This window comes from Brevundimonas aveniformis DSM 17977 (genome assembly GCF_000428765.1).
In the GTDB taxonomy this organism is placed as follows: domain Bacteria; phylum Pseudomonadota; class Alphaproteobacteria; order Caulobacterales; family Caulobacteraceae; genus Brevundimonas; species Brevundimonas aveniformis.
This window is the reverse complement of record NZ_AUAO01000006.1, coordinates 28,522-46,976: the sequence shown is the minus strand read 5'-3', so window position 1 is coordinate 46,976 and position 18,455 is coordinate 28,522. Positions and strand designations below refer to the sequence as shown.

Here is an 18,455-nt window from a genome sequence, read left to right as displayed (position 1 = left end):
CGATTACCCTCGCAGAGCCACGCGCGCTGAGGCGAAGGCAGACACGGCGTCACCCGCCTGCATCCCCGCCTGAAGCGCGTCGCGCGCGGCCTCAAGCGCCCCGGCGGGAAGTTGGGCCGCGACCTGGGGCGTTGCCAGAACCCGAACGCTGCGTTGGGCGTCGGCCACATAGAGGAGCACACAAGGCGGAGCGCCGGCCATGAGTTCGCGCGCCTGGCATTCGACACGCAGACCGGGGAGGAACCAGCCGGATTGCGGTGCGAAGGTCGCTACAGCACGCCAGAGCAGCGTGACGCCGATCAGGATGACCGCCTGAGTCGCAAGTGCGCCCATGAAGGGGCCGCTATCCAGGCCGGTGTCACCGCTGAGATGGGCGACTCGCCACACGGAGCCGAGCCCCGGAAGCCAGGCCGGGCTGGCGGCCAAAAAGAGCGAGACGGTCGGTGCCAGCAGGGCCGCAGCGGCGGCGACGCCCAGAGCGATGTCGAGGCGATCCGGCGCGCTGGCGACCTGAATGGTTCGGATGGCGAAGTCCGCCGATGGGGCAGGCTTCTGGCTCACCAGTGCCCCCTGGCGATCCTGAGATGGCGCGCCCCACTGAACGAGAAGACCGCCAACAGACCGGCGACGAGCAGAAAGCCCATGTCTCGCAAGGCGCGAGGGTCGCCGCGCACAGCTACCGATGGCCGCGTGGATGCCGTGTGCGACACGGTTTGGGAAATAGCGTTCATTCCCGACCGAACGGCAGCTCCGTTCCGGCCTCGCCGCAGCTCCGGGAGCATTTCCGTCTCGATCAGGGTGGCCCAGACGACATCTGGATATTCCGCTGAAAGCCCGGGGCTGGTTTCGACTCGAACCTGGCGCTCGGTCATGGCCAGCAACAGGACGATCTGGTCGCGCGAAGGATTCCACAGGGGCAAGCTCTGAGCCGCTTCCCGGGCGGTCTTTCCTCCCAGGTTGCTCTGGAGAACGACAAAGACCTCGACGCCGGTGCGGGCCTGTATGGCGGCGCTCTCAGCTTCCAGTCGGTCCCGGGTCGTTTCGAACAGAGTTCCGGTGCTGTCGAGAACATGGGGATGCGTCGGCGTCGCCATGGCGGGGCCGGCGCAAAGCGCCAGCGCGGCAATCATCCCGGCAACGAACCGGCGGCCCATCAGATGACCTCAGGCTGGATGCCGGACTGACGACAGGCGGCCGTATAGGTGTTGGCCAACAGACAGGCGATGGTCATGGGGCCGACGCCGCCGGGCACCGGCGTAATGGCACCCGCCACCTGGACGGCCTCGTCAAAGGCGACGTCACCGACCACGCGTGTCTTGCCCTCCGCCGCTAGGGCCGGGTCGGGATGCGGGACCCGGTTGATGCCGACATCAATGACGGTCGCGCCGGGACGGATCCATGCCCCGCGGATCATCTCGGGACGCCCGACCGCAGCGACCAGAATGTCCGCCCGGCGACACACCTCGGGAAGATCTCGCGTGCGAGAATGGGCGACCGTCACGGTACAGTCTGCGCCGAGAAGGAGCTGTGCCATGGGCTTCCCGACGATGTTGGACCGCCCGACGATCACGGCTTCGGCACCCGACAGCGATCCGAGCTCGGCCTTGAGCAGCATCAGACAGCCCAACGGCGTGCAGGGGACCAGGCCGGGCAGGCCGACAGCCAGACGTCCTGCGTTGACGATGTGAAATCCGTCTACATCCTTGTCGGGATTGATGGCAGCCAGGACCGCCATCGTGTTCAGGTGCGCCGGCAGCGGCAGCTGAACGAGAATCCCGTGGACCGCGGGGTCGGCATTCAGGCTCTGAATGAGGGCGTCGAGGGTGGCCTGGTCGGTCTCGGCGGGGAGGGCGTGGATGAAGGAGGCAAAGCCCGCCTCCTGGGCGCGGAGTCCCTTGTTGCGGACATAGAGCCGACTGGCCGGATCCTCACCGACAATGACGACCGCCAGCCCGGGCGTGACGTCCCGGCTGGCTCTGAGGTTGGCCGCCGCCACGCCGACCCGCTCCACGACGCTCGCTGAAAAGGCCTTGCCGTCGATCAGGCGCGCGGGTCCCATCGGTCTAAACCTCCAGAAAATCAGGAATCGTGGATGCACGACTGATTTACATTCGTGCCGTCCGCGCGTCTATCATTGAGGCGGATCAGGGAGGTCAATATGACTAGGTACAGTCTCGCCATCACCACGGCGCTGGCGGTTGTTCTCGCCGCGACGGCAAGTCAGGCGGCCCAGCAACCTGATCCGGTAGATGCCGCGGATGTGTGGGTCGAGCCGGCCATGATCGCCCTGGGTGACACGCTCAGCGGTACGCTGGCCGATGGCGACTCCCGGACCGGTGCCGACGGCCTGATGGATCGCTACGTCATGGACCTTGAGGCCGGCACGCGGGTCGAACTCACCTTGAGGTCAGACGCGTTTGATACCTACCTGATCGCCGGCATTGTTCGGCCTGATGGTTTTGAGCAGATCGCCCTGGACGATGATGGGTTAGGCGAGGGGCTTAATTCGCGTCTGCGGTTCACCGCAGCAGAGACGGGCCGCTACGAGATCAGAGCCCGTGGCTTCGCCGCGATCGGGGAGGGCGACTACACCCTGACCACTGCGGCGCGAACGGATGTGATGACGGGGCAGCCCGCAGGGTCCATCGCCTATGGAGGGCAGGCTCGTGGCACGCTTTCGCCGGATGACACGCCGGTCGAATGGGCGGAGGAGTTTCGCTACGACGCCTATCGGTTCCAGGCCCGCGCCGGGGACAGGCTCGAGGCTGCGCTACGATCCGACGATTTTGACACCACCCTGATGCTGATGTCGGAATCCCGCTGGGGGGTCGTCGAGCAACTGGCCTTTGACGATGACGGCTTGGGCGAAGGCACGAATTCCCGGCTGATCTTTTTTGCGCCTGAAGATGGCGAATACGCCCTGTGGGCTTCCAGCTACGGACCTGAGGAGGCCGGGGCCTATAGCCTGACCCTGACCCAACTGCCGCCTCTGCCGACCCCGACACCCATCGCCGTCGGTGAGACGCTTTCAGGCCTGCTCGAAACAGCCGATCCCGTCGGTGATACGGGTGGGCCCTACGATGCCTTCGTTCTTCACGCCGAGGCCGGTCAGCGGCTGGAGATCGCCTCGGATTCAACGTCGTTCCCGACGACGCTCGGCATCGGCCAGGCTGTCGGGATAGGCGGTTGGGAGGCCCTCGCCTACGGAGACAACTACGCCGGCGACCGAACGAGTTCACGGATACTGTTCTCGCCGTCGTCGTCGGGCGATTACATCGTTCGGGTGATCGGCGTAGAGGCAGCCATGCGAGGTGACTATACGGTCACGGTCCGTGATCGAGGCCCGTTGCCGCCGCCGCCGCCGCCCGGTTCCATTCGCGTCGGTGACAGCCTGACTGGCTGGCTACAGGAAGGCGACGGCGTCGATGTCGATGAAAAGTACTTCGACGAGTATGACGTCCACACGCAGGCTGGCCAGCGGCTGTCGCTCACGGTTCGCTCTGACGCCTTTGACACTTATCTTGAGGTCTATCGTCGCCAGCCTGACGGGACCTTTGCCGAGGTCATGTCGGACGACGACAGTGGAGGTGATCTGGATTCGCGTGGCCTGCTGCGGGCCGACGGCGGTGACTATCGTGTGCGAGTCACATCATTCGGCATGGGCGAGGTCGGCGACTACACCCTGGCGATCCGCGATCTGGGGGCTGTCGCCAGCCCCGCTTCTTTGGCCTGGGGGCGCACGGTTAGCGGCCAGATTGACGACAATGACGCCTTGTCAGAGTCGGAGACACGGTACGACAGCTATCGCTTCCGACTGAATGAGGGTGAGCGGGCGCAGTTCATTGCGCAATCTGATGCCTTTGACACCCTGCTCATCGCCACCCGGGAAGGCCCCGACGGCTTTGAGATTGTCACCTATGATGACGACGGCATGGGCGATGGAACTACCAATTCCCGCATGGTGATAACGGCCGATCAGACCGGCGACTATGAGCTGTGGGTCATGCCCCTCGATCCGGCGACTTCGGGCGCCTACACCGTTACGGGACGTGAGCTTGGCCCAAGCCCTGAGCCACGCCCCATCGCGCCGGGCGAGATGATTGAAGGTTCGCTCCAGGATGGCGACGGGGTGGCCTATGAGGGCATGACCTATGACGGCTATCGTTTCGAGGGGCAGGCGGGCCAGCGAATCCGCGTCGATATGAACTCGACCGCGTTCGATACCTTCCTGCTGGTGGGGGTCCACGGTCCTGGCGGTTTGACGGCCATTGCCGAGAACGACGACAGCGGAGCGGGAACCGATTCCTCGGTGATGCTGACCCTGCCCAGTAATGCACGCTACGAAATCTGGGCCAGTAGCTACGCTGTGGGCGAGACGGGTGCCTATTCGCTGCTCCTGACGGACATGGGCCCTGAACCCGAGCCGGGGAGCCTGCTCATCGGATCCACGATCCGTGGGGCTCTGAGTGAGAGTGATCCGATGGCCGTGGATGGCATCTATTACGACGCCTACAGGTTCTCGGCCGAGGCGGGTCGGGCCGTTCGGATTACCGCGACCTCAAACGCCATCGATTCCTATCTCCAGCTTGGACAGATGGAGGAGCGGGTTTTCAATGTTCTGCAAGAGGATGATGACGGCCTGTCGGACCTCAATTCCTTGATCACCTTCACGCCCGAAACGGACGGGACCTATGTGGTGCGCGTCCGCAGCTATGGAGCCGGCGAGGTCGGCGACTATGTCCTGACGGTTGAGGACGCGCCGGCGGAATAGGTCAGGCGTCGCTCAAACCGGGCGAGAAATTGAGGAAGCGGCCACTCTGGATCAGGGTGGCTGCGGCCGTCAGATCGGGCGCGAAATAGCGGTCAGCCTCGTAGGGGGCGGCAATCTCGCGAACCGCCGCAACGACGCCCTCGAGCGCGCGCGAGCTTCGCAGAGGGCGGTGGAACTCAACCCCTTGCGCGCCCGACAGCAGCTCGATGCCGACCACAATCGCCGTGTTGGCAGCCATGTCGAGCAGGCGACGCGCTCCATGGGCGGCCATGGAGACGTGATCCTCCTGGTTGGCCGAGGTCGGCACCGTGTCGACGCTGGCGGGATGGGCCAGAATACGATTCTCCGCGACCAGGGCGGCAGCGGTTACCTGCGCGATCATGAAGCCCGAGTTGAGGCCGGATTCGCGCACGAGGAAGGCGGGCAGGCCGCTCATTTTCGGATCCACCAGAATCGCGGTGCGCCGTTCGGACAGATTGCCGATCTCACACAGCGCCATGGCGATCTGGTCGGCGGCGAAGGCAACAGGCTCGGCGTGGAAATTGCCGCCTGAGATGACCTCGCCCTGTTCGAAGAAGACCAACGGATTGTCGGTGACCGCGTTGGCCTCGATCAGCAGGGTCTTGGTCGCCATGCGCAGCTGATCGAGAATCGCACCCATGACCTGCGGCTGGCAGCGCAGGGAGTAGGGGTCCTGAACCTTTTCGCAGTCTTGCCGGTGGCTTTCGCGGATGTCCGATCCGGCCAGCATGGCCCGCAGGGTCTGGGCGACCTCGATCTGGCCTTTGTGCCCCCGCAGGTCGTGGATGCGGGGGTCAAACGGCGCGTCTGAGCCACGCAGCGCGTCCACCGAAAGGCCACCGGCGGTGAGGGCGGCGGCAAAGACAGCCTCGGCACGCAACAGGCCGGCGAGGGCCGTCGCGGTCGAGAACTGGGTGCCGTTCAACAGCGCCAGACCTTCCTTGGGGCCGAGGGTGATCGGGGTCAGGCCCGCGCGGGCCAGGCCTTCGACGGCGGACAGGGTTTCGCCATTCTGACGGGCCTCGCCGACGCCGAGAAGGACGGCGCTCATGTGGGCCAGCGGTGCCAGATCGCCGGAGGCTCCGACGGATCCTTTCGACGGGATCACCGGCAGGACGTCATGCTCGACCAGCGAGATCAAGGCCTGAAGCGTCTCGCCGCGAATGGCGGAGGCCCCCTTGGACAGGGATGCGATCTTCAGCACCAGCAGGAGACGCACAATATCGTCGGGCAGCGGCTCGCCGACGCCGCAGGCGTGGCTGAGGACCAGATTGGTTTGCAGCGTCTCAAGGTCGGCGCGGTCAATCCGGGTGTTGGCCAGCAGGCCAAAGCCGGTGTTAACGCCATAGACGGTCTGACCGGTTTCGATGATGGCCGCGACCGTGGCGGCCCCGGCATCCACCGAGGCCCAGGCCCGGTCGGACAGGGAAACAGACACAGGCGCGTCCAGAATGGCGCGGATGTCGGACAGGGTGAGCGGCGAGGAGCCGATGACGATCTGGGTCAAGTTCAGGCCTCCAGGCTGGGAAGGTTCAGGCCGTATTCGCGGGCGCAGTCGCGAGCGATCTCATAGCCGGCGTCGGCGTGGCGCATGACGCCGGTGGCCGGGTCGTTCCAGAGGACGCGTTCGAGCCGCTTAGCGGCTTCGGGGGTGCCGTCGGCGACGATGACGACGCCGGAGTGCTGAGAATAGCCCATGCCGACACCTCCGCCGTGGTGGAGCGACACCCATGAAGCACCGCCAGCCGTATTGAGCAGAGCGTTCAGCAGCGGCCAGTCAGAGACGGCATCTGACCCGTCCATCATGGCCTCGGTTTCGCGGTTGGGGCTGGCGACCGAACCGCTGTCGAGGTGATCACGACCGATGACGATGGGTGCCTTGAGTTCGCCGGAGGCCACCATCTCATTGAACATCAGGCCGGCGCGGTGGCGGTCGCCCAGACCGATCCAGCAGATGCGTGCCGGCAGGCCCTGGAAGGCGATCCGCTCTTTCGCCATGTTGAGCCAGCGGTGCAGGCCGGCATTGTCCGGGAACAGCCGCTTCATGGCTTCGTCAGTCTTGTGGATGTCTTCCGGGTCGCCGGACAGCGCCGCCCAGCGGAACGGGCCGATGCCGCGACAGAACAGCGGGCGGATATAGGCCGGAACGAAGCCGGGGAAGTCGAAGGCGTTCGTTACACCCTCGTCGAAGGCTACCTGGCGGATGTTGTTGCCGTAGTCAGTGACGGGGATACCCATCTTCTGGAAGGCGAGCATGGCGCGAACGTGGGTAGCCATGGAGGCGCGGGCGGCCTTTTCGACCGAGGCCGGATCGGAGACGCGCTTGTCTTCCCATTCGGAGACAGTCCAACCCGACGGCAGGTAGCCGTTGACCGGATCGTGAGCCGACGTCTGGTCAGTGACCAGGTCCGGGCGGACGCCGCGTCTGACCATCTCGGGCAGAATCTCGGCGGCATTGCCGAGCAGGCCGATGGAAGTCGGCTTGCCTTCGTCGAATGATGCCTGAAGGAGAGCCATGGCCTCGTCGATCGTCTCAGCCATGACGTCGAGGTAGCGCGTGCGTAGCCGGAATTCGATTCGGCTGCGCTGACACTCGACGTTGATGCTGGAAGCGCCGGCCATGGCGGCGGCCAGAGGCTGGGCTCCGCCCATGCCCCCCAGCCCGGCGGTCAGGATCCACTTGCCGGACCAGTCGCCACCGTAGTGCTGACGGCCCGCCTCGGCGAAGGTTTCATAGGTCCCCTGAACGATGCCCTGGGTGCCGATGTAGATCCACGAGCCAGCGGTCATCTGGCCGTACATCATCAAACCCTTGCGATCGAGCTCGTTGAAGTGATCCCAGGTCGCCCACTTGGGCACAAGGTTGGAGTTGGCGATCAGGACGCGCGGGGCGTCCTCGTGGGTGCGGAAAACGCCGACCGGCTTGCCGGATTGAACCAGCAGCGTCTGATCGGGCTCGAGTGCCTGCAACTCAGCGACGATGCGGTCGAAGCTGGCCCAATCGCGTGCGGCCTTACCGATGCCGCCATAGACAACCAGATCCTCGGGACGCTCGGCGACATCGGGGTCGAGGTTGTTCATGAGCATCCGCATGGCAGCCTCGGCCTGCCAGGTCTTGGCGGTTTTCTCGGGGCCGTGCGGAGCACGAATGACTCGAGCGTTCTTAGGCGTTTCGGGGGTGCTGGTCATGCGCGTCTCCTTGCAAGCAGGGCGATTGTTATGTCTAGACATTATTGCTGACAAGCTGCATTTTCATCGCATGCGCGGTGATCAACAGTTTGAGCCCCAGGCTGAGCCTCTGCATCGCCGCATTGCGCGCGAACTGGAACAGCGCATTGCCTCGGGCGACTGGCGGCCGGGCCATCGTTTGCCGACCGAGGCCGAGCTGATGGCGGGGTACAACTGCGCCCGCATGACGGTTTCCCGCGCCGTGTCGGATCTGGCGGCGCGCGGGTTGGTCGTGCGGCGCAAGCGGGCCGGGACGGTGGTGGCCCATCCGCCGGTCCATTCGTCAGCTCTGGTGGCCATCCCGGACATTCAGGCCGAGATTGAAGGGCGGGGCAGGGCCTATGCCCACTGTTTGCTGACGCGGGCCGTGCGACAGGCCGGAGCCGAAGATCATGGCCTGACGGGCACCGTCCTGGCCCTGCAAACCCTGCATCTGGCCGATGAGGTGCCGTTTGCGCTGGAAGGTCGCCTGATCTCGCTGGCGACCGCGCCCGAGGCTGAAACCGCAGACTTCACCGCGCAATCGCCGGGGGGGTGGCTCTTGGCTCACACCCCCTGGACCGAGGCTGAGCACAGGATCTCCGCCATCAGTGCCGATCGCGAGATGGCGCAACTTCTGGGCCTGACTGCTGGGGCGGCCTGTCTGCGACTGGAGCGGAATACCTGGCGCGATGGTCAGGCCGTGACGTGGGCCTCGCAGACATTCCCCGGATCAGCCTATGATCTGGTGGCGCGTTTCTCTCCGGTGAAAGGGTGAGCATGTCCGAAGCGTCTGAGGCCCTGGGCTGGCGGTCGATGGCCGATCTGGTCGGCGACCATGCCGATGCGCAGGTCACCCTGATCGGCGCAGGGGTCAATGAGCGGTCGTTGACGCCGGGGCGCTGTGATCTGGGACCAAAGGCGTTCCGGGCGGTGCTGCCGCGCTTTTCCAGCTATGACGTCGAAACGGGACAGGAACTGGGCCTACGCGTCCATGACGGAGGTGACGTGCCGGTCAAGGCCATGAGCCCCGCCGACGCCTTTGAGCCGGTTCGGGAGCGGGTTGCCCGCCATGCCGGCAGCGGTCTGGTCGTGCTGATCGGCGGCAACAATGCCATTACGCGGCCCGGTGTGCATGGCCTGGGGCTTGAGCGGGTCGGGGTGCTGACCCTGGACGCCCATTTCGATCTGCGCGACACCGATCAGGGCCTGACGAACGGCAATCCGATTCAGGCCCTGCTGGAGGATGGTCTGGACGGTCAGCGCATCAGCCAGGTCGGCCTCGCTCCGTTCGCCAACACCAGGAAGGCCCATGAGAAGGCGATGGCGGCGGGCATTTCGGTCCGCACGGTCCGCGAATGCCGCGACCTGAGTACCGCCTTTGTCGTGGCCGAAGAGCTGGAGCGATTGTCGGGCCTGTGTGAGGCCATCTACGTCGACTTCGACATCGATGTGATCGACCGCAGCCAGTGGCCGGCCAGTCCGGGGGCCCGGCCCGGCGGCATTTCAGCTCAGGATTTCTTTGACGCCACCCGCGTGATTGGGGGCCATCCCAGGGTCAGGGCCGTCGATCTGACCGAATACGATCCATCGCTGGAGATCGGCGATCTGGGCAGCCTGACCGCCGGACGCTGGTTCTGTGAGTTGCTGGCGGGATTTGCACAACGATGAGGGCAGACGTCCTGATCACTGACTGCCGCCTGGCCACCATGGTTGAGGGCGGCGAGCCCTACGGGGCCATCGACGACGGGGCCATGCTGATCGCCGACGGGCGCATCGTGTGGGTCGGATCGCGGGCCGATTTACCCCCACATCAGGCGGCAGAAACGCACCGCCTGGACGGCCGCTGGGTAACGCCGGGGCTGATCGATTGCCACACGCATCTGGTCTTCGGCGGTGACCGGTCCGGGGAGTTTGAGCAGCGGTTGCAGGGCGTCAGCTATGAGGAAATCGCGCGTGCCGGGGGCGGCATCGTCTCGTCGGTCGCCGCCACGCGAGCGGCAACGGAAGGTGAGCTTTACGATCTGGCCGTCGCCCGCCTGAAAGGGTTGACCGACACCGGCGTGACCACCGTGGAGATCAAGTCCGGCTATGGCCTGGATCGCGACAGTGAGCTGAAGATGCTGCGCGTGGCCCGCCGCATTGGCCGTGAGGCCGGGGTCCGGGTGGCGACCAGCTATCTGGGCCTGCATGCCCTTCCGCCGGAGTATCGTGGCACAGAGCCGGGCCGCGACCGCGCGGCATATCTGGATATGGCCATCGACGACATCCTGCCTGCAGCGGCGAAGGCGGGGCTGGTTGACGCGATTGACGCCTATTGCGAGCCGATTGCCTTCACCCCCGATGAGGTCGCCCGCCTGTTCGACAAGGCTCAGACCCTGAACCTGCCGGTCAAGCTGCACGCCGATCAACTGAGCGACAGCGATGGGGCGGCGCTCGCCGCTCGCTACAATGCCCTCTCGGCGGACCATATCGAATACACGTCTGACGCCGGGGTTGCCGCCATGGCCGAGCACGGCGTGGTGGCGGTGCTGCTGCCGGGGGCGTTTCTCATGCTGCGCGAGACGAAGTTGCCGCCGGTCGAGGCCTTGCGTCATGCCGGGGTACCGATGGCGGTGGCGACGGATTGCAACCCGGGCACTTCGCCTGTGGCGTCGATGACAGCCACCTTGAACCTGGCCTGCGTGCAGTTCCGCCTGACGCCGGAGGAGGCCCTGGCCGGGGCCACCCGCAACGCGGCCAGGGCGCTGGGGCTGGGCACGGAGATCGGCACCCTGGAAGTCGGCAAGGCCGCAGACCTGGCGGTGTGGGACATCACCCGGCCTGCGGAACTGAGCTACTGGCTCGGCAAGCCGCTGCTGAATCGACGGTATGTCGCGGGACGATGACCGACGGCTTCACCTACGAGGAACGCGAACCTCCGGCAGCGATCCGACCCTGGGTCCGCCGGATATGGACCTACACCCGATCCGAGGCGGACGCAGAACCCCAACCGATCTGCGCGGACGGATGCCCCGAGCTGATCTTCGATCTGGGCCCGCCGCACGAGGAAGTGCGGGCGGGCGGAGCCGTGCAGATCCAACCCGCCGCCATGCTGGTCGGTCAACTGACCCGACCGTTGTGGGTGCGGGCACCGGGGCCGACGCGGGTGTTTGCGGTCAGGTTCGAGCCGGACGGGGCGTTCGCTTGGCTGGGGCGCTCGCTGGAAACCCTTACCGACACGCACGTCGATCTGTTGGAGATCCGCCCGGAATGGACCACCCAACTTCTCGGTGAGCTGGCGACGGCGAATGATCCGCTCGAGCGATTGGCCGAAGCCGTCGCGGGTGATCTTGTCGACGCGGCCTTGCCGGACCCTGCCATTCGGGAAGCGGTGACGGCGTTGTATGCCGACCAGGCGGTCAGCCTGGACCGGACGGGCCAGCGAAAATTTCTGAAACGTGTCGGCATTCCCGCGCGGACGCTCCGGGCCGTCTTGCGCTTTCGAAAGGTGTTCGACGCCATCGAGGCAGATGAGGGCGGTAGCTGGGTGTCGGCGGCGCTGGCTGCGGGCTATTTTGATCAGCCGCAGATGGCGCGGGATTTTCGGCGATTCCTTGGCTGTACGGCGACGGAATGGGCGCGTCAGAAGGCTGGGTTGGCCCGGGCGCTGGTGTCGCAATCCTACAAGCCGCAGACTGAGGTTTCGGCCTAGACGGCGGACTTCATGCTGGAGAGACGGATGCTGATTTCAATTCTTGCCGCCGCCCAACTGACCGCCACACCGGCGTCCGATCTCAACTGGATCGCGGGCTACTGGCTGTCCTGCGACAATGGGCGGGAGGCGGCGGAATACTGGTCCGATGCGCGCGGCGGCGTGCTGTTCGGTACGACGGTCAATCTGAATGGGGAACGGATTAGCTCCGAGCGGACCGTGTTCGCGACCGTGGAGGATCGACTGTCCTTCATCTATGAGCCGACCGGTGCCAGGACGGTCTTTCCGTTGATCAGCCTGGAGGGACAGCGGGCCGTCTTCGAGAACCTCGAGAACGATTTCCCGCACCGGGTCATCTATTCGCGTGACGGCGATGTCTTGACCGGGCGGATCGAAGGGACCATCGACGGGCAGGAACGGTCGATGGAATGGACCTACCGGTCCGCCGACCTGAATGCGCGTTGCCCGGAGAGTTGAATGCGTCTGGAAGAGGTGATGGATGAGTTCCGCGCCGTCGGGGCTCTGAGAGAAGGTCACTTCGTTCTATCGTCGGGCCTGCACAGCCCGGTGTTCCTTCAGAAGAACCTGGTTTTCGCCCATCCCGAGCGGTGCGAACGGCTGTGCCGGGCACTGGCTGACAAGGTCCGCGCTGAGGTCGGTGAAGTTGACATCGTCGTGTCGCCGGCGATGGGCGGCGTCATTCCCGGCTATGAGACGGCGCGCCAGTTGGGCGTGGCGGCCCTCTATGTTGAGCGTGCCGATGGCGCGTTCGTCCTTCGTCGCGGCTTTCAGCTGGAGCCGGGGCAACGGGTTCTGATGGTCGAGGATATTGTGACGACCGGCCTGTCATCGCGCGAATGTATCGAGGCGATCCGAGCGGCGGGTGGGAATGTCATCGCCGCCGCCTGCGTGGTTGATCGCTCCAACGGCGAGGTCGATATCGGTGTGCCCCTTGTGGCGCTGGCTCGCATGAAGGTGCCGGCCTACCCAGCGGACAGTCTGCCACCGGAGCTGGCGGCGCTTCCGGTTGAGGATCCGGGAAGTCGGAGGTTGAAGGCGTGAGCCTGGGTCCGCTACGTCTCGGGGTCAACATCGACCATGTGGCGACCGTTCGGAATGCACGCGGGGGCGCGTTCCCCGATCCCCTTCGTGCGGCGGAGATGGCTCTGGAAGCCGGTGCCGATGGGATAACCGCCCATCTGCGTGAGGATCGCCGGCATATTTCGGACCTCGATATTGCCCGCCTTACCGACCTGCTGGAATCCGCAGGGCGACCGCTCAATCTCGAGATGGCGGTGACCGATGAGATGATTGGTATAGCCCTCAAGCACCGCCCGCATGCCGTTTGTCTGGTGCCGGAAAGGCGTGAGGAGCGGACGACCGAGGGCGGTCTGGACGTGGCCGGTCAGATGGAGCTGATTCTTCCGGCTGTGCGGCGGCTCCGGCAAGCCGGCAGCCGGGTGTCTCTTTTCGTGGGTGCCGACCCCGGTCAGGTCGAGGCGTCGGCAGCGGTCGGGGCCCAGGTCGTCGAACTGCACACCGGGGCCTTTTGCGATTTTCTGCGCGAAGGGCGTGCCCGTGAGGCTGGGGCGGCCCTTGATGCCCTGAGGAATGCGGCCAGCCAGGCGGGCGATCTGGGCCTGGAAGTGCACGCCGGCCATGGGCTGGATTATGAGACGGCCCCCGTTCTGGCCGGAATTCCCCAGGTGGTTGAGTTGAACATTGGCCATTTTCTGATCGGCGAAGGAATTTTCGTCGGTCTTACCGCCGCCATTCGCAGAATGCGCGCGGCCATGGATGCCGGGCGCGCGGAGATCGCCGGATGATCATAGGCATTGGTTCAGACCTGTCCGATATCCGTCGAATCCAGGCCAGTCTGGATCGGTTCGGCGCGCGTTTTACACAGCGGTGTTTCACCGAACTTGAGCGTCGGCGTTCAGACCGCAAACCCGACCCCGCAGCCAGCTACGCCAAGCGTTTCGCGGCGAAAGAGGCCTGCGCCAAGGCGCTGGGGACAGGTATGCGAGGGGCGGTCTATTGGCGCGATATGGGGGTGGTAAATCTTCCCTCAGGGCAGCCGACGATGGCGCTGACAGGTGGGGCTCTGACACGTCTGAATAGCCTGGTTCCAGAGGGGTGTGAGGCCCGGATTCACCTGTCGCTGACAGACGAGCATCCCTATGCTCAAGCCTTCGTTGTCATCGAAGCCTTGCCCCTGTCATAATGAACCGTTAGCCAGTATCGTTTTCTGGGGTCGGGGTTCTCGTAATGAGCGAACAAGACAATACGCCTGAGCATGGCGAGGACGCGGTTAATTCGCCCGCTCCCGAGCCCGCGCCCGAGCCCGCCGCTGAATCCGCGCCTCATGCGGCCGAACCGGCACCTCATGCAGCTGTAGAGGACGCGCCCGAGGAAGGCGTCGTGGCCGAGGAGGTCATGGCACAGGAGGTCGTGGCTGATCCTGGTCCTGCACATGAAGTTCTGGCCGAACCGGAACCTGTGGCGGAGCCTGTCGCCGAAACTGCTCACGACGCGGTCGTAGAGCCGGGGCCGGAAGCCGTCGATGCGGGTGTTCCTGCTTCGGACAGCGCGCCGGCGGGTGTGTTTGACGGTCTGGTGCCGGAATCGGCCAACGCCCCGCCCGCCGTGGATGAAGCCCCTGAAGCGGTGGTCGTGGAAGCCGAAGAGGCTGTCGCGGTGGCCGAGGTGGATCCGATGCCGGAGCCCGTCGTCGCCTCTGAAGTTCAGGATGCCGCCGCGGCCGAGCCGGTCGGCGAAGCCGAGGTCGCGGCCACCGAGGTTGTTGAAACGGTGGCGGTAGAGCCCGAAGTCGCTCCGATCTCGGAGCCGGTCGAACCTGAGGCGGGTTCGGCGGTAGATCCGGCACTGTTGGCAGCCGGAGCCGCCGCTGCGGGGGCCGTTGCCGGTGCGGCTGCAAGCGCCGCCGCTCGCCCGATCTGGAGCGATCAGGGCGACGCGCCGTTCGATGACGGAGAAGCCGAGCGTCCGGGTCGTCAAGGCCGGCCTGAGAAGGCCAAACGTGAAAGTGGCGGCTTTTTCGCGGAGCTGTTCGATATCGTGCGAACGGTGGTCTACGCGCTTTTGATCGCCATGGTCGTGCGGATCTTCTTCTTCCAGCCGTTCACCATTCCCTCCGCCTCGATGGAGCCGAACCTCTATGAGGGCGACTACATCATCGTTTCGAAGTGGTCGTATGGCTATTCGCGGCATTCGATGCCGTGGAGCCCGCCGTTGTTTGAAGGGCGCATCCTCAGCCGCATGGCCGAGCGTGGCGACATCGTCGTGTTCAAGCGCGCGAACAACGATGGTCAAGGCTACACCGACTATATCAAGCGGATCATCGGCCTGCCGGGCGACACCGTCCAGATGATTGCCAATCGCCTGTATATCAACGGTGAGGTCGTGCCTGATGTCGTCGTTGAGGCGGCACAGGTGCGGGGGGCTTTCCAGGGCCAGACGCCGATCCAGCTGCGCGAGACGCTGCCGGGGGGCCATGCCTTCCGCATCCAGGATTTTGGTCCTGGCTCACCCAGCGACGACACGGACGCCTTCACCATTCCAGATGGCCACTACTTCGTCATGGGTGACAACCGCGATGATTCGATGGACAGCCGCTATGTCTGGGAAGCGGGTGGCGTGGGTCTGGTTCCGCATGAAAACCTGGTCGGCAAGGCCCAGGTAATCCTGTTCTCATGGACGCCGGGGGCCTCCCTTGGGAATCCGGTGAGCTGGTTCAGCCATGCCCGTACCGAGCGGTTCTTCACCGACCTGGAATGAACGCACGCGAAAAGGCGATTGCCGTCCTCGAGGCGCGGATCGGCCACACCTTTCAGGACCGCGACCTTCTGGAGCGGGCGCTCACCCATCCGAGCGTGACGGAGGGGGCGCGCCCGACGCGACACTATGAACGACTGGAGTTTCTAGGTGATCGGGTCCTCGGGCTCCTGACCGCTGAGCGGTTGCTCGCGCTCTACCCGAACGAACGTGAAGGGGCACTGTCGCCGCGCCTGGCCCAACTGGTCAATGGCCAGGCCTGTGCCCGGGTGGCGCGACGGATCGACCTGGGCCCGGCGCTTCGGCTGTCGGCTGGGGAAAGCAAGTCGGGGGGGCGCGACAAATCGACGATCCTGGGGGATGCCGTCGAGGCTTTGATAGCGGCGATCTATATCGACGGGGATCTCGACACGGCCCGTGCCTTCTTCATGGAGGCCTGGTCCGAGGAGTTTGCCGCCATCGGTGAGGCGCGCGCGCTGGATCCCAAGACTGAGCTCCAACAGTGGGCACAGGGCCGGGGGTTGCCTTTGCCGATCTATGAGGTCATTCGGCGGACCGGGCCGGACCACGCCCCGGAGTTCGCTGTCCAGGTTACGGTCAACGGGCTTGAACCGGAGCAGGGTCGAGGCCGATCCCGACAGGCGGCGGAAAAGGCCGCCGCCATTGAAATGCTGCTCAAGCGCGAAGGACCGAGATGAGCGAAGTGACCCGGGCCGGCTTTGTCGCCCTGATAGGCGCGCCGAACGCCGGGAAATCAACATTGACCAACCGGTTGGTCGGGTCGAAGATTTCGATTGTGACCCGCAAGGTCCAGACGACGCGCTTCCCGGTCCGCGGGGTGTTTGTCGAGGGCAATTCCCAGGTCGTGCTCGTCGACACACCCGGCATCTTCAAGCCGCGTCGACGGTTGGACCGTGCCATGGTCGCCTCGGCGTGGGGCGGGGCCGAAGGAGCCGACGCGGTGGTCCATCTGGTGGACGTTCAGTCGGAATTGGCGGTGCGGGAAAACCGCGCCAAGGCCGCAGACCATCGCCAGATCGAAGATGCCCAAGCCATTACCGAGGGACTGAAAGCCTCCGGCCATCCGGCCATCCTGGCGCTCAACAAGATCGATGGCATCAAGCGGGATAGTCTTCTTGCGGTCACGCAAAGCTATTTTGATACCGGGGCCTACAGCGAAGTTTTCATGATTTCAGCGAGCCAGGGGTCGGGTGTCGGGGATCTGAAGGCCCGACTGGCCTCGTTGATGCCGGAAGGGCCGTGGCTTTACCCTGAGGATCAGACAGCAGACCTGTCGATGCGACTGCTGGCGGCCGAGATCACGCGTGAGAAGATCTATCTTCGGGTCCATGACGAACTTCCCTATGCCGCCGCCGTCGAAACGACGGCCTTCGAAGATCGGCCAGACGGCTCGGTTCGCATCGAACAGAACATCTATGTCGAGCGCGACAGCCAGCGTTCGATCGTGCTGGGCAAGGGGGGGCAGACCCTGAAGTGGATCGGGCAGGCCGCACGGGAGGAACTTGGCGAGATGATGGACCGCAAGGTGCATCTGTTCCTGACCGTCAAGACGGATGAGCGATGGGCCGAGCGGCGTGATCTCTACGGCCAGGTCGGTCTGGATTTCGACGTTTAGCGCCCGTCCGGGGCGAAACCTGAGGAGGCGTCAATGATAGGGGCATGGGCATCGGGCGCGGCCGTTCTCGTTCTGGCCACCAGCGGTCAGCCGGCTCCCGACACGGCGGAAGCACAGATCGCGGGATCGCTCGATACGCTGCACGCCGCCGCGACGCGGGTGGACGCGACGACCTATCTAGGACGCCTGGACCCGGAGGTCGTGTGGATCGGCAACGATGTGGCGGAACGCTGGACCTATCCCGAGTTTGAGGCCTTTGTGTCTCCGTATTTCGAGCGGGGCGAGGGCTGGACCTATTCGGCCCGCGAGCGGCGGGTCTGGCTGGCCCCTGATCCGTGCGAATGTCTGGCCTGGGTGGACGAGGTTCTGGATTCCCGCACCTATGGAACGGCGGTCAGCAATCTGATCATGCGACGGGCCGACAACGGGGACTGGCGCATCTGGCGCAACGCCCTGACCTATCCGATCCCGAACGACCTGGCCCGCGAGATGACCGGGGAGATCAAGGCCTGGGAGGAAGCCAATCCTCAACCGCCGCGGTTGCCGGAGTTGCTGACCGTGGAGACGCTCCCGATCGACGACCTGCTCGACGCCCTGCATCAGGCCGCGTCCGAGGCGGACGGCCCGGGCTATTTTTCGCTGTTCACGCCCGACGCCGCCTATCGTGGAACCGATGTGTCGGAGCTATGGACGGTCGCTGAGTTTCGGGCCTATGCCGAACCCTACTTCAGCCAGGGGCGGGGCTGGACCTATGTGCCCCGAGAGCGGCACATCACCATCGCGCCGACCGAGTGCGGCTGTGTCGCCTGGTTTGATGAGATTTTGGACAGCGCCAGCTACGGGACCAGTCGTGGGACGGGCGTGGTCGTGCGCGGTGACGATGGAACCTGGAAGATCGCCTATTATGCGCTGACCTTCCCGATCCCCAATGCGCTGGCACGCGACATGACGGGACGAATCCGGGCCTGGCAGCCTGCCAACGATCCGGTCGAGCCATGAGGCTGGGGTGGCTGGCGGTTGTGGCTGTGTCTCTGGCAGCCTGTGAACTGGGAGGACCGCCGGAGGTCGAATATCGCGTTCTGTCTCATAGCGCCGACATGGTTTCGGCCAGCCTGACGCTGTGTGGTCAGTCTCACGAGATGGAACGCCGGGACGGAGTCTGGCGCGCGCGGGTGCCGGTGACCTGTGAGGGCGGTGGGCAGATCGTAGTACGTCTGACGGATGGTGCGTCCGTCAGCTGTTCGGGAGACTATGTGGAACCGAACATGCAGCCGACGACCTATGGCTATGTGGCCTCCTCGACGGGCTGTGCCTTCGCGCAGTAGGACGGG

The 18,455-nt window shown here is 65.1% G+C and carries 19 protein-coding genes; 14 read left to right on the top strand and 5 right to left on the bottom strand.

Going from position 1 to position 18,455, the window contains the following annotated elements; translation table 11 throughout:
- Positions 1-3: 3 nt before the first annotated feature.
- From G391_RS0111485 to folD, 3 genes are read right to left on the bottom strand one after another with little or no spacing between them, the layout of a single operon-like run.
- On the bottom strand, positions 4-561 hold the full coding sequence (locus G391_RS0111485) for a hypothetical protein (RefSeq protein WP_029087645.1): 558 nt from the start codon (positions 559-561) through the stop codon (positions 4-6).
- Complete coding sequence (locus tag G391_RS0111480; protein WP_029087644.1) at positions 558-1,154, bottom strand: TPM domain-containing protein; 597 nt, start codon at positions 1,152-1,154, stop codon at positions 558-560. Before G391_RS0111480 ends, G391_RS0111485 begins: the two co-directional genes overlap by 4 nt.
- Positions 1,154-2,059, bottom strand: a complete 906-nt coding sequence (folD, locus tag G391_RS0111475) for a bifunctional methylenetetrahydrofolate dehydrogenase/methenyltetrahydrofolate cyclohydrolase FolD (RefSeq protein ID WP_029087643.1) — start codon at positions 2,057-2,059, stop codon at positions 1,154-1,156. Before folD ends, G391_RS0111480 begins: the two co-directional genes overlap by 1 nt.
- Positions 2,060-2,158: 99 nt before the next feature.
- Between folD and G391_RS0111470 the strand changes: the two genes are divergently transcribed.
- On the top strand, positions 2,159-4,771 hold the full coding sequence (locus tag G391_RS0111470; protein ID WP_029087642.1) for a PPC domain-containing protein: 2,613 nt from the start codon (positions 2,159-2,161) through the stop codon (positions 4,769-4,771).
- 1 nt (position 4,772) lies between these two features.
- Here G391_RS0111470 and hutH read toward each other — a convergent pair whose 3' ends face one another.
- On the bottom strand, positions 4,773-6,299 hold the full coding sequence (hutH, locus tag G391_RS0111465; protein WP_029087641.1) for a histidine ammonia-lyase: 1,527 nt from the start codon (positions 6,297-6,299) through the stop codon (positions 4,773-4,775).
- Between the two features lie 2 nt (positions 6,300-6,301).
- Positions 6,302-7,981, bottom strand: a complete 1,680-nt coding sequence (gene hutU, locus G391_RS0111460; protein WP_029087640.1) for a urocanate hydratase — start codon at positions 7,979-7,981, stop codon at positions 6,302-6,304.
- Positions 7,982-8,051: 70 nt separating this feature from the next.
- Between hutU and hutC the strand changes: the two genes are divergently transcribed.
- Genes hutC through G391_RS0111395 form a run of 13 tightly spaced genes read left to right on the top strand, consistent with a single transcriptional unit; the run spans position 8,052 to position 18,449 of the window.
- Positions 8,052-8,777 (top strand): histidine utilization transcriptional repressor HutC, encoded by a 726-nt coding sequence (gene hutC / locus G391_RS0111455; protein ID WP_051257344.1) that lies wholly within the window; start codon positions 8,052-8,054, stop codon positions 8,775-8,777.
- Positions 8,778-8,779: 2 nt separating this feature from the next.
- The gene (locus G391_RS0111450; protein ID WP_029087638.1) at positions 8,780-9,670 is read left to right on the top strand and encodes an agmatinase family protein; all 891 of its coding nucleotides are present in this window, start codon (positions 8,780-8,782) and stop codon (positions 9,668-9,670) included.
- Positions 9,667-10,887: an imidazolonepropionase gene (gene hutI, locus G391_RS0111445; protein ID WP_029087637.1), complete on the top strand. Its 1,221-nt coding sequence runs from the start codon at positions 9,667-9,669 to the stop codon at positions 10,885-10,887. Before G391_RS0111450 ends, hutI begins: the two co-directional genes overlap by 4 nt.
- Complete coding sequence (locus G391_RS0111440; protein ID WP_029087636.1) at positions 10,884-11,693, top strand: AraC family transcriptional regulator; 810 nt, start codon at positions 10,884-10,886, stop codon at positions 11,691-11,693. Before hutI ends, G391_RS0111440 begins: the two co-directional genes overlap by 4 nt.
- Before the next feature lie 27 nt (positions 11,694-11,720).
- Positions 11,721-12,170, top strand: coding sequence for a DUF6265 family protein (locus G391_RS0111435; RefSeq protein WP_051257343.1), 450 nt, complete (start codon positions 11,721-11,723; stop codon positions 12,168-12,170).
- Complete coding sequence (pyrE, locus tag G391_RS0111430) at positions 12,171-12,755, top strand: orotate phosphoribosyltransferase (protein WP_029087634.1); 585 nt, start codon at positions 12,171-12,173, stop codon at positions 12,753-12,755.
- 2 nt (positions 12,756-12,757) lie between these two features.
- Positions 12,758-13,519 (top strand): pyridoxine 5'-phosphate synthase, encoded by a 762-nt coding sequence (locus G391_RS0111425; RefSeq protein WP_029087633.1) that lies wholly within the window; start codon positions 12,758-12,760, stop codon positions 13,517-13,519.
- Positions 13,516-13,917: a holo-ACP synthase gene (gene acpS / locus G391_RS0111420; RefSeq protein ID WP_029087632.1), complete on the top strand. Its 402-nt coding sequence runs from the start codon at positions 13,516-13,518 to the stop codon at positions 13,915-13,917. The genes G391_RS0111425 and acpS overlap by 4 nt, the downstream gene beginning before the upstream one ends.
- A gap of 44 nt (positions 13,918-13,961) precedes the next feature.
- Positions 13,962-15,491, top strand: coding sequence for a signal peptidase I (lepB, locus tag G391_RS15955; protein ID WP_342663508.1), 1,530 nt, complete (start codon positions 13,962-13,964; stop codon positions 15,489-15,491).
- On the top strand, positions 15,488-16,186 hold the full coding sequence (rnc, locus tag G391_RS0111410) for a ribonuclease III (RefSeq protein ID WP_029087631.1): 699 nt from the start codon (positions 15,488-15,490) through the stop codon (positions 16,184-16,186). The genes lepB and rnc overlap by 4 nt, the downstream gene beginning before the upstream one ends.
- Positions 16,183-17,124, top strand: a complete 942-nt coding sequence (gene era, locus G391_RS0111405; RefSeq protein WP_029087630.1) for a GTPase Era — start codon at positions 16,183-16,185, stop codon at positions 17,122-17,124. Before rnc ends, era begins: the two co-directional genes overlap by 4 nt.
- A gap of 33 nt (positions 17,125-17,157) precedes the next feature.
- A complete protein-coding gene (locus G391_RS15300; RefSeq protein WP_051257342.1) occupies positions 17,158-18,123 on the top strand; it encodes a nuclear transport factor 2 family protein in 966 nt (321 codons plus the stop codon).
- On the top strand, positions 18,120-18,449 hold the full coding sequence (locus tag G391_RS0111395; protein WP_029087629.1) for a hypothetical protein: 330 nt from the start codon (positions 18,120-18,122) through the stop codon (positions 18,447-18,449). Before G391_RS15300 ends, G391_RS0111395 begins: the two co-directional genes overlap by 4 nt.
- The last annotated feature ends 6 nt before the right edge of the window (positions 18,450-18,455 follow it).

Coding starts and splice junctions, on each gene's coding strand:
- G391_RS0111480 (WP_029087644.1), bottom strand. CDS start 1,154: ATGGGCCGCCGGTTCGTTGCCGGGATGATTGCCGCGCTGGCGCTTTGC.
- folD (WP_029087643.1), bottom strand. CDS start 2,059: ATGGGACCCGCGCGCCTGATCGACGGCAAGGCCTTTTCAGCGAGCGTC.
- G391_RS0111470 (WP_029087642.1), top strand. CDS start 2,159: ATGACTAGGTACAGTCTCGCCATCACCACGGCGCTGGCGGTTGTTCTC.
- hutU (WP_029087640.1), bottom strand. CDS start 7,981: ATGACCAGCACCCCCGAAACGCCTAAGAACGCTCGAGTCATTCGTGCT.
- hutC (WP_051257344.1), top strand. CDS start 8,052: ATGCGCGGTGATCAACAGTTTGAGCCCCAGGCTGAGCCTCTGCATCGC.
- G391_RS0111450 (WP_029087638.1), top strand. CDS start 8,780: ATGTCCGAAGCGTCTGAGGCCCTGGGCTGGCGGTCGATGGCCGATCTG.
- hutI (WP_029087637.1), top strand. CDS start 9,667: ATGAGGGCAGACGTCCTGATCACTGACTGCCGCCTGGCCACCATGGTT.
- G391_RS0111440 (WP_029087636.1), top strand. CDS start 10,884: ATGACCGACGGCTTCACCTACGAGGAACGCGAACCTCCGGCAGCGATC.
- G391_RS0111435 (WP_051257343.1), top strand. CDS start 11,721: ATGCTGATTTCAATTCTTGCCGCCGCCCAACTGACCGCCACACCGGCG.
- pyrE (WP_029087634.1), top strand. CDS start 12,171: ATGCGTCTGGAAGAGGTGATGGATGAGTTCCGCGCCGTCGGGGCTCTG.
- acpS (WP_029087632.1), top strand. CDS start 13,516: ATGATCATAGGCATTGGTTCAGACCTGTCCGATATCCGTCGAATCCAG.
- lepB (WP_342663508.1), top strand. CDS start 13,962: ATGAGCGAACAAGACAATACGCCTGAGCATGGCGAGGACGCGGTTAAT.
- rnc (WP_029087631.1), top strand. CDS start 15,488: ATGAACGCACGCGAAAAGGCGATTGCCGTCCTCGAGGCGCGGATCGGC.
- era (WP_029087630.1), top strand. CDS start 16,183: ATGAGCGAAGTGACCCGGGCCGGCTTTGTCGCCCTGATAGGCGCGCCG.
- G391_RS15300 (WP_051257342.1), top strand. CDS start 17,158: ATGATAGGGGCATGGGCATCGGGCGCGGCCGTTCTCGTTCTGGCCACC.
- G391_RS0111395 (WP_029087629.1), top strand. CDS start 18,120: ATGAGGCTGGGGTGGCTGGCGGTTGTGGCTGTGTCTCTGGCAGCCTGT.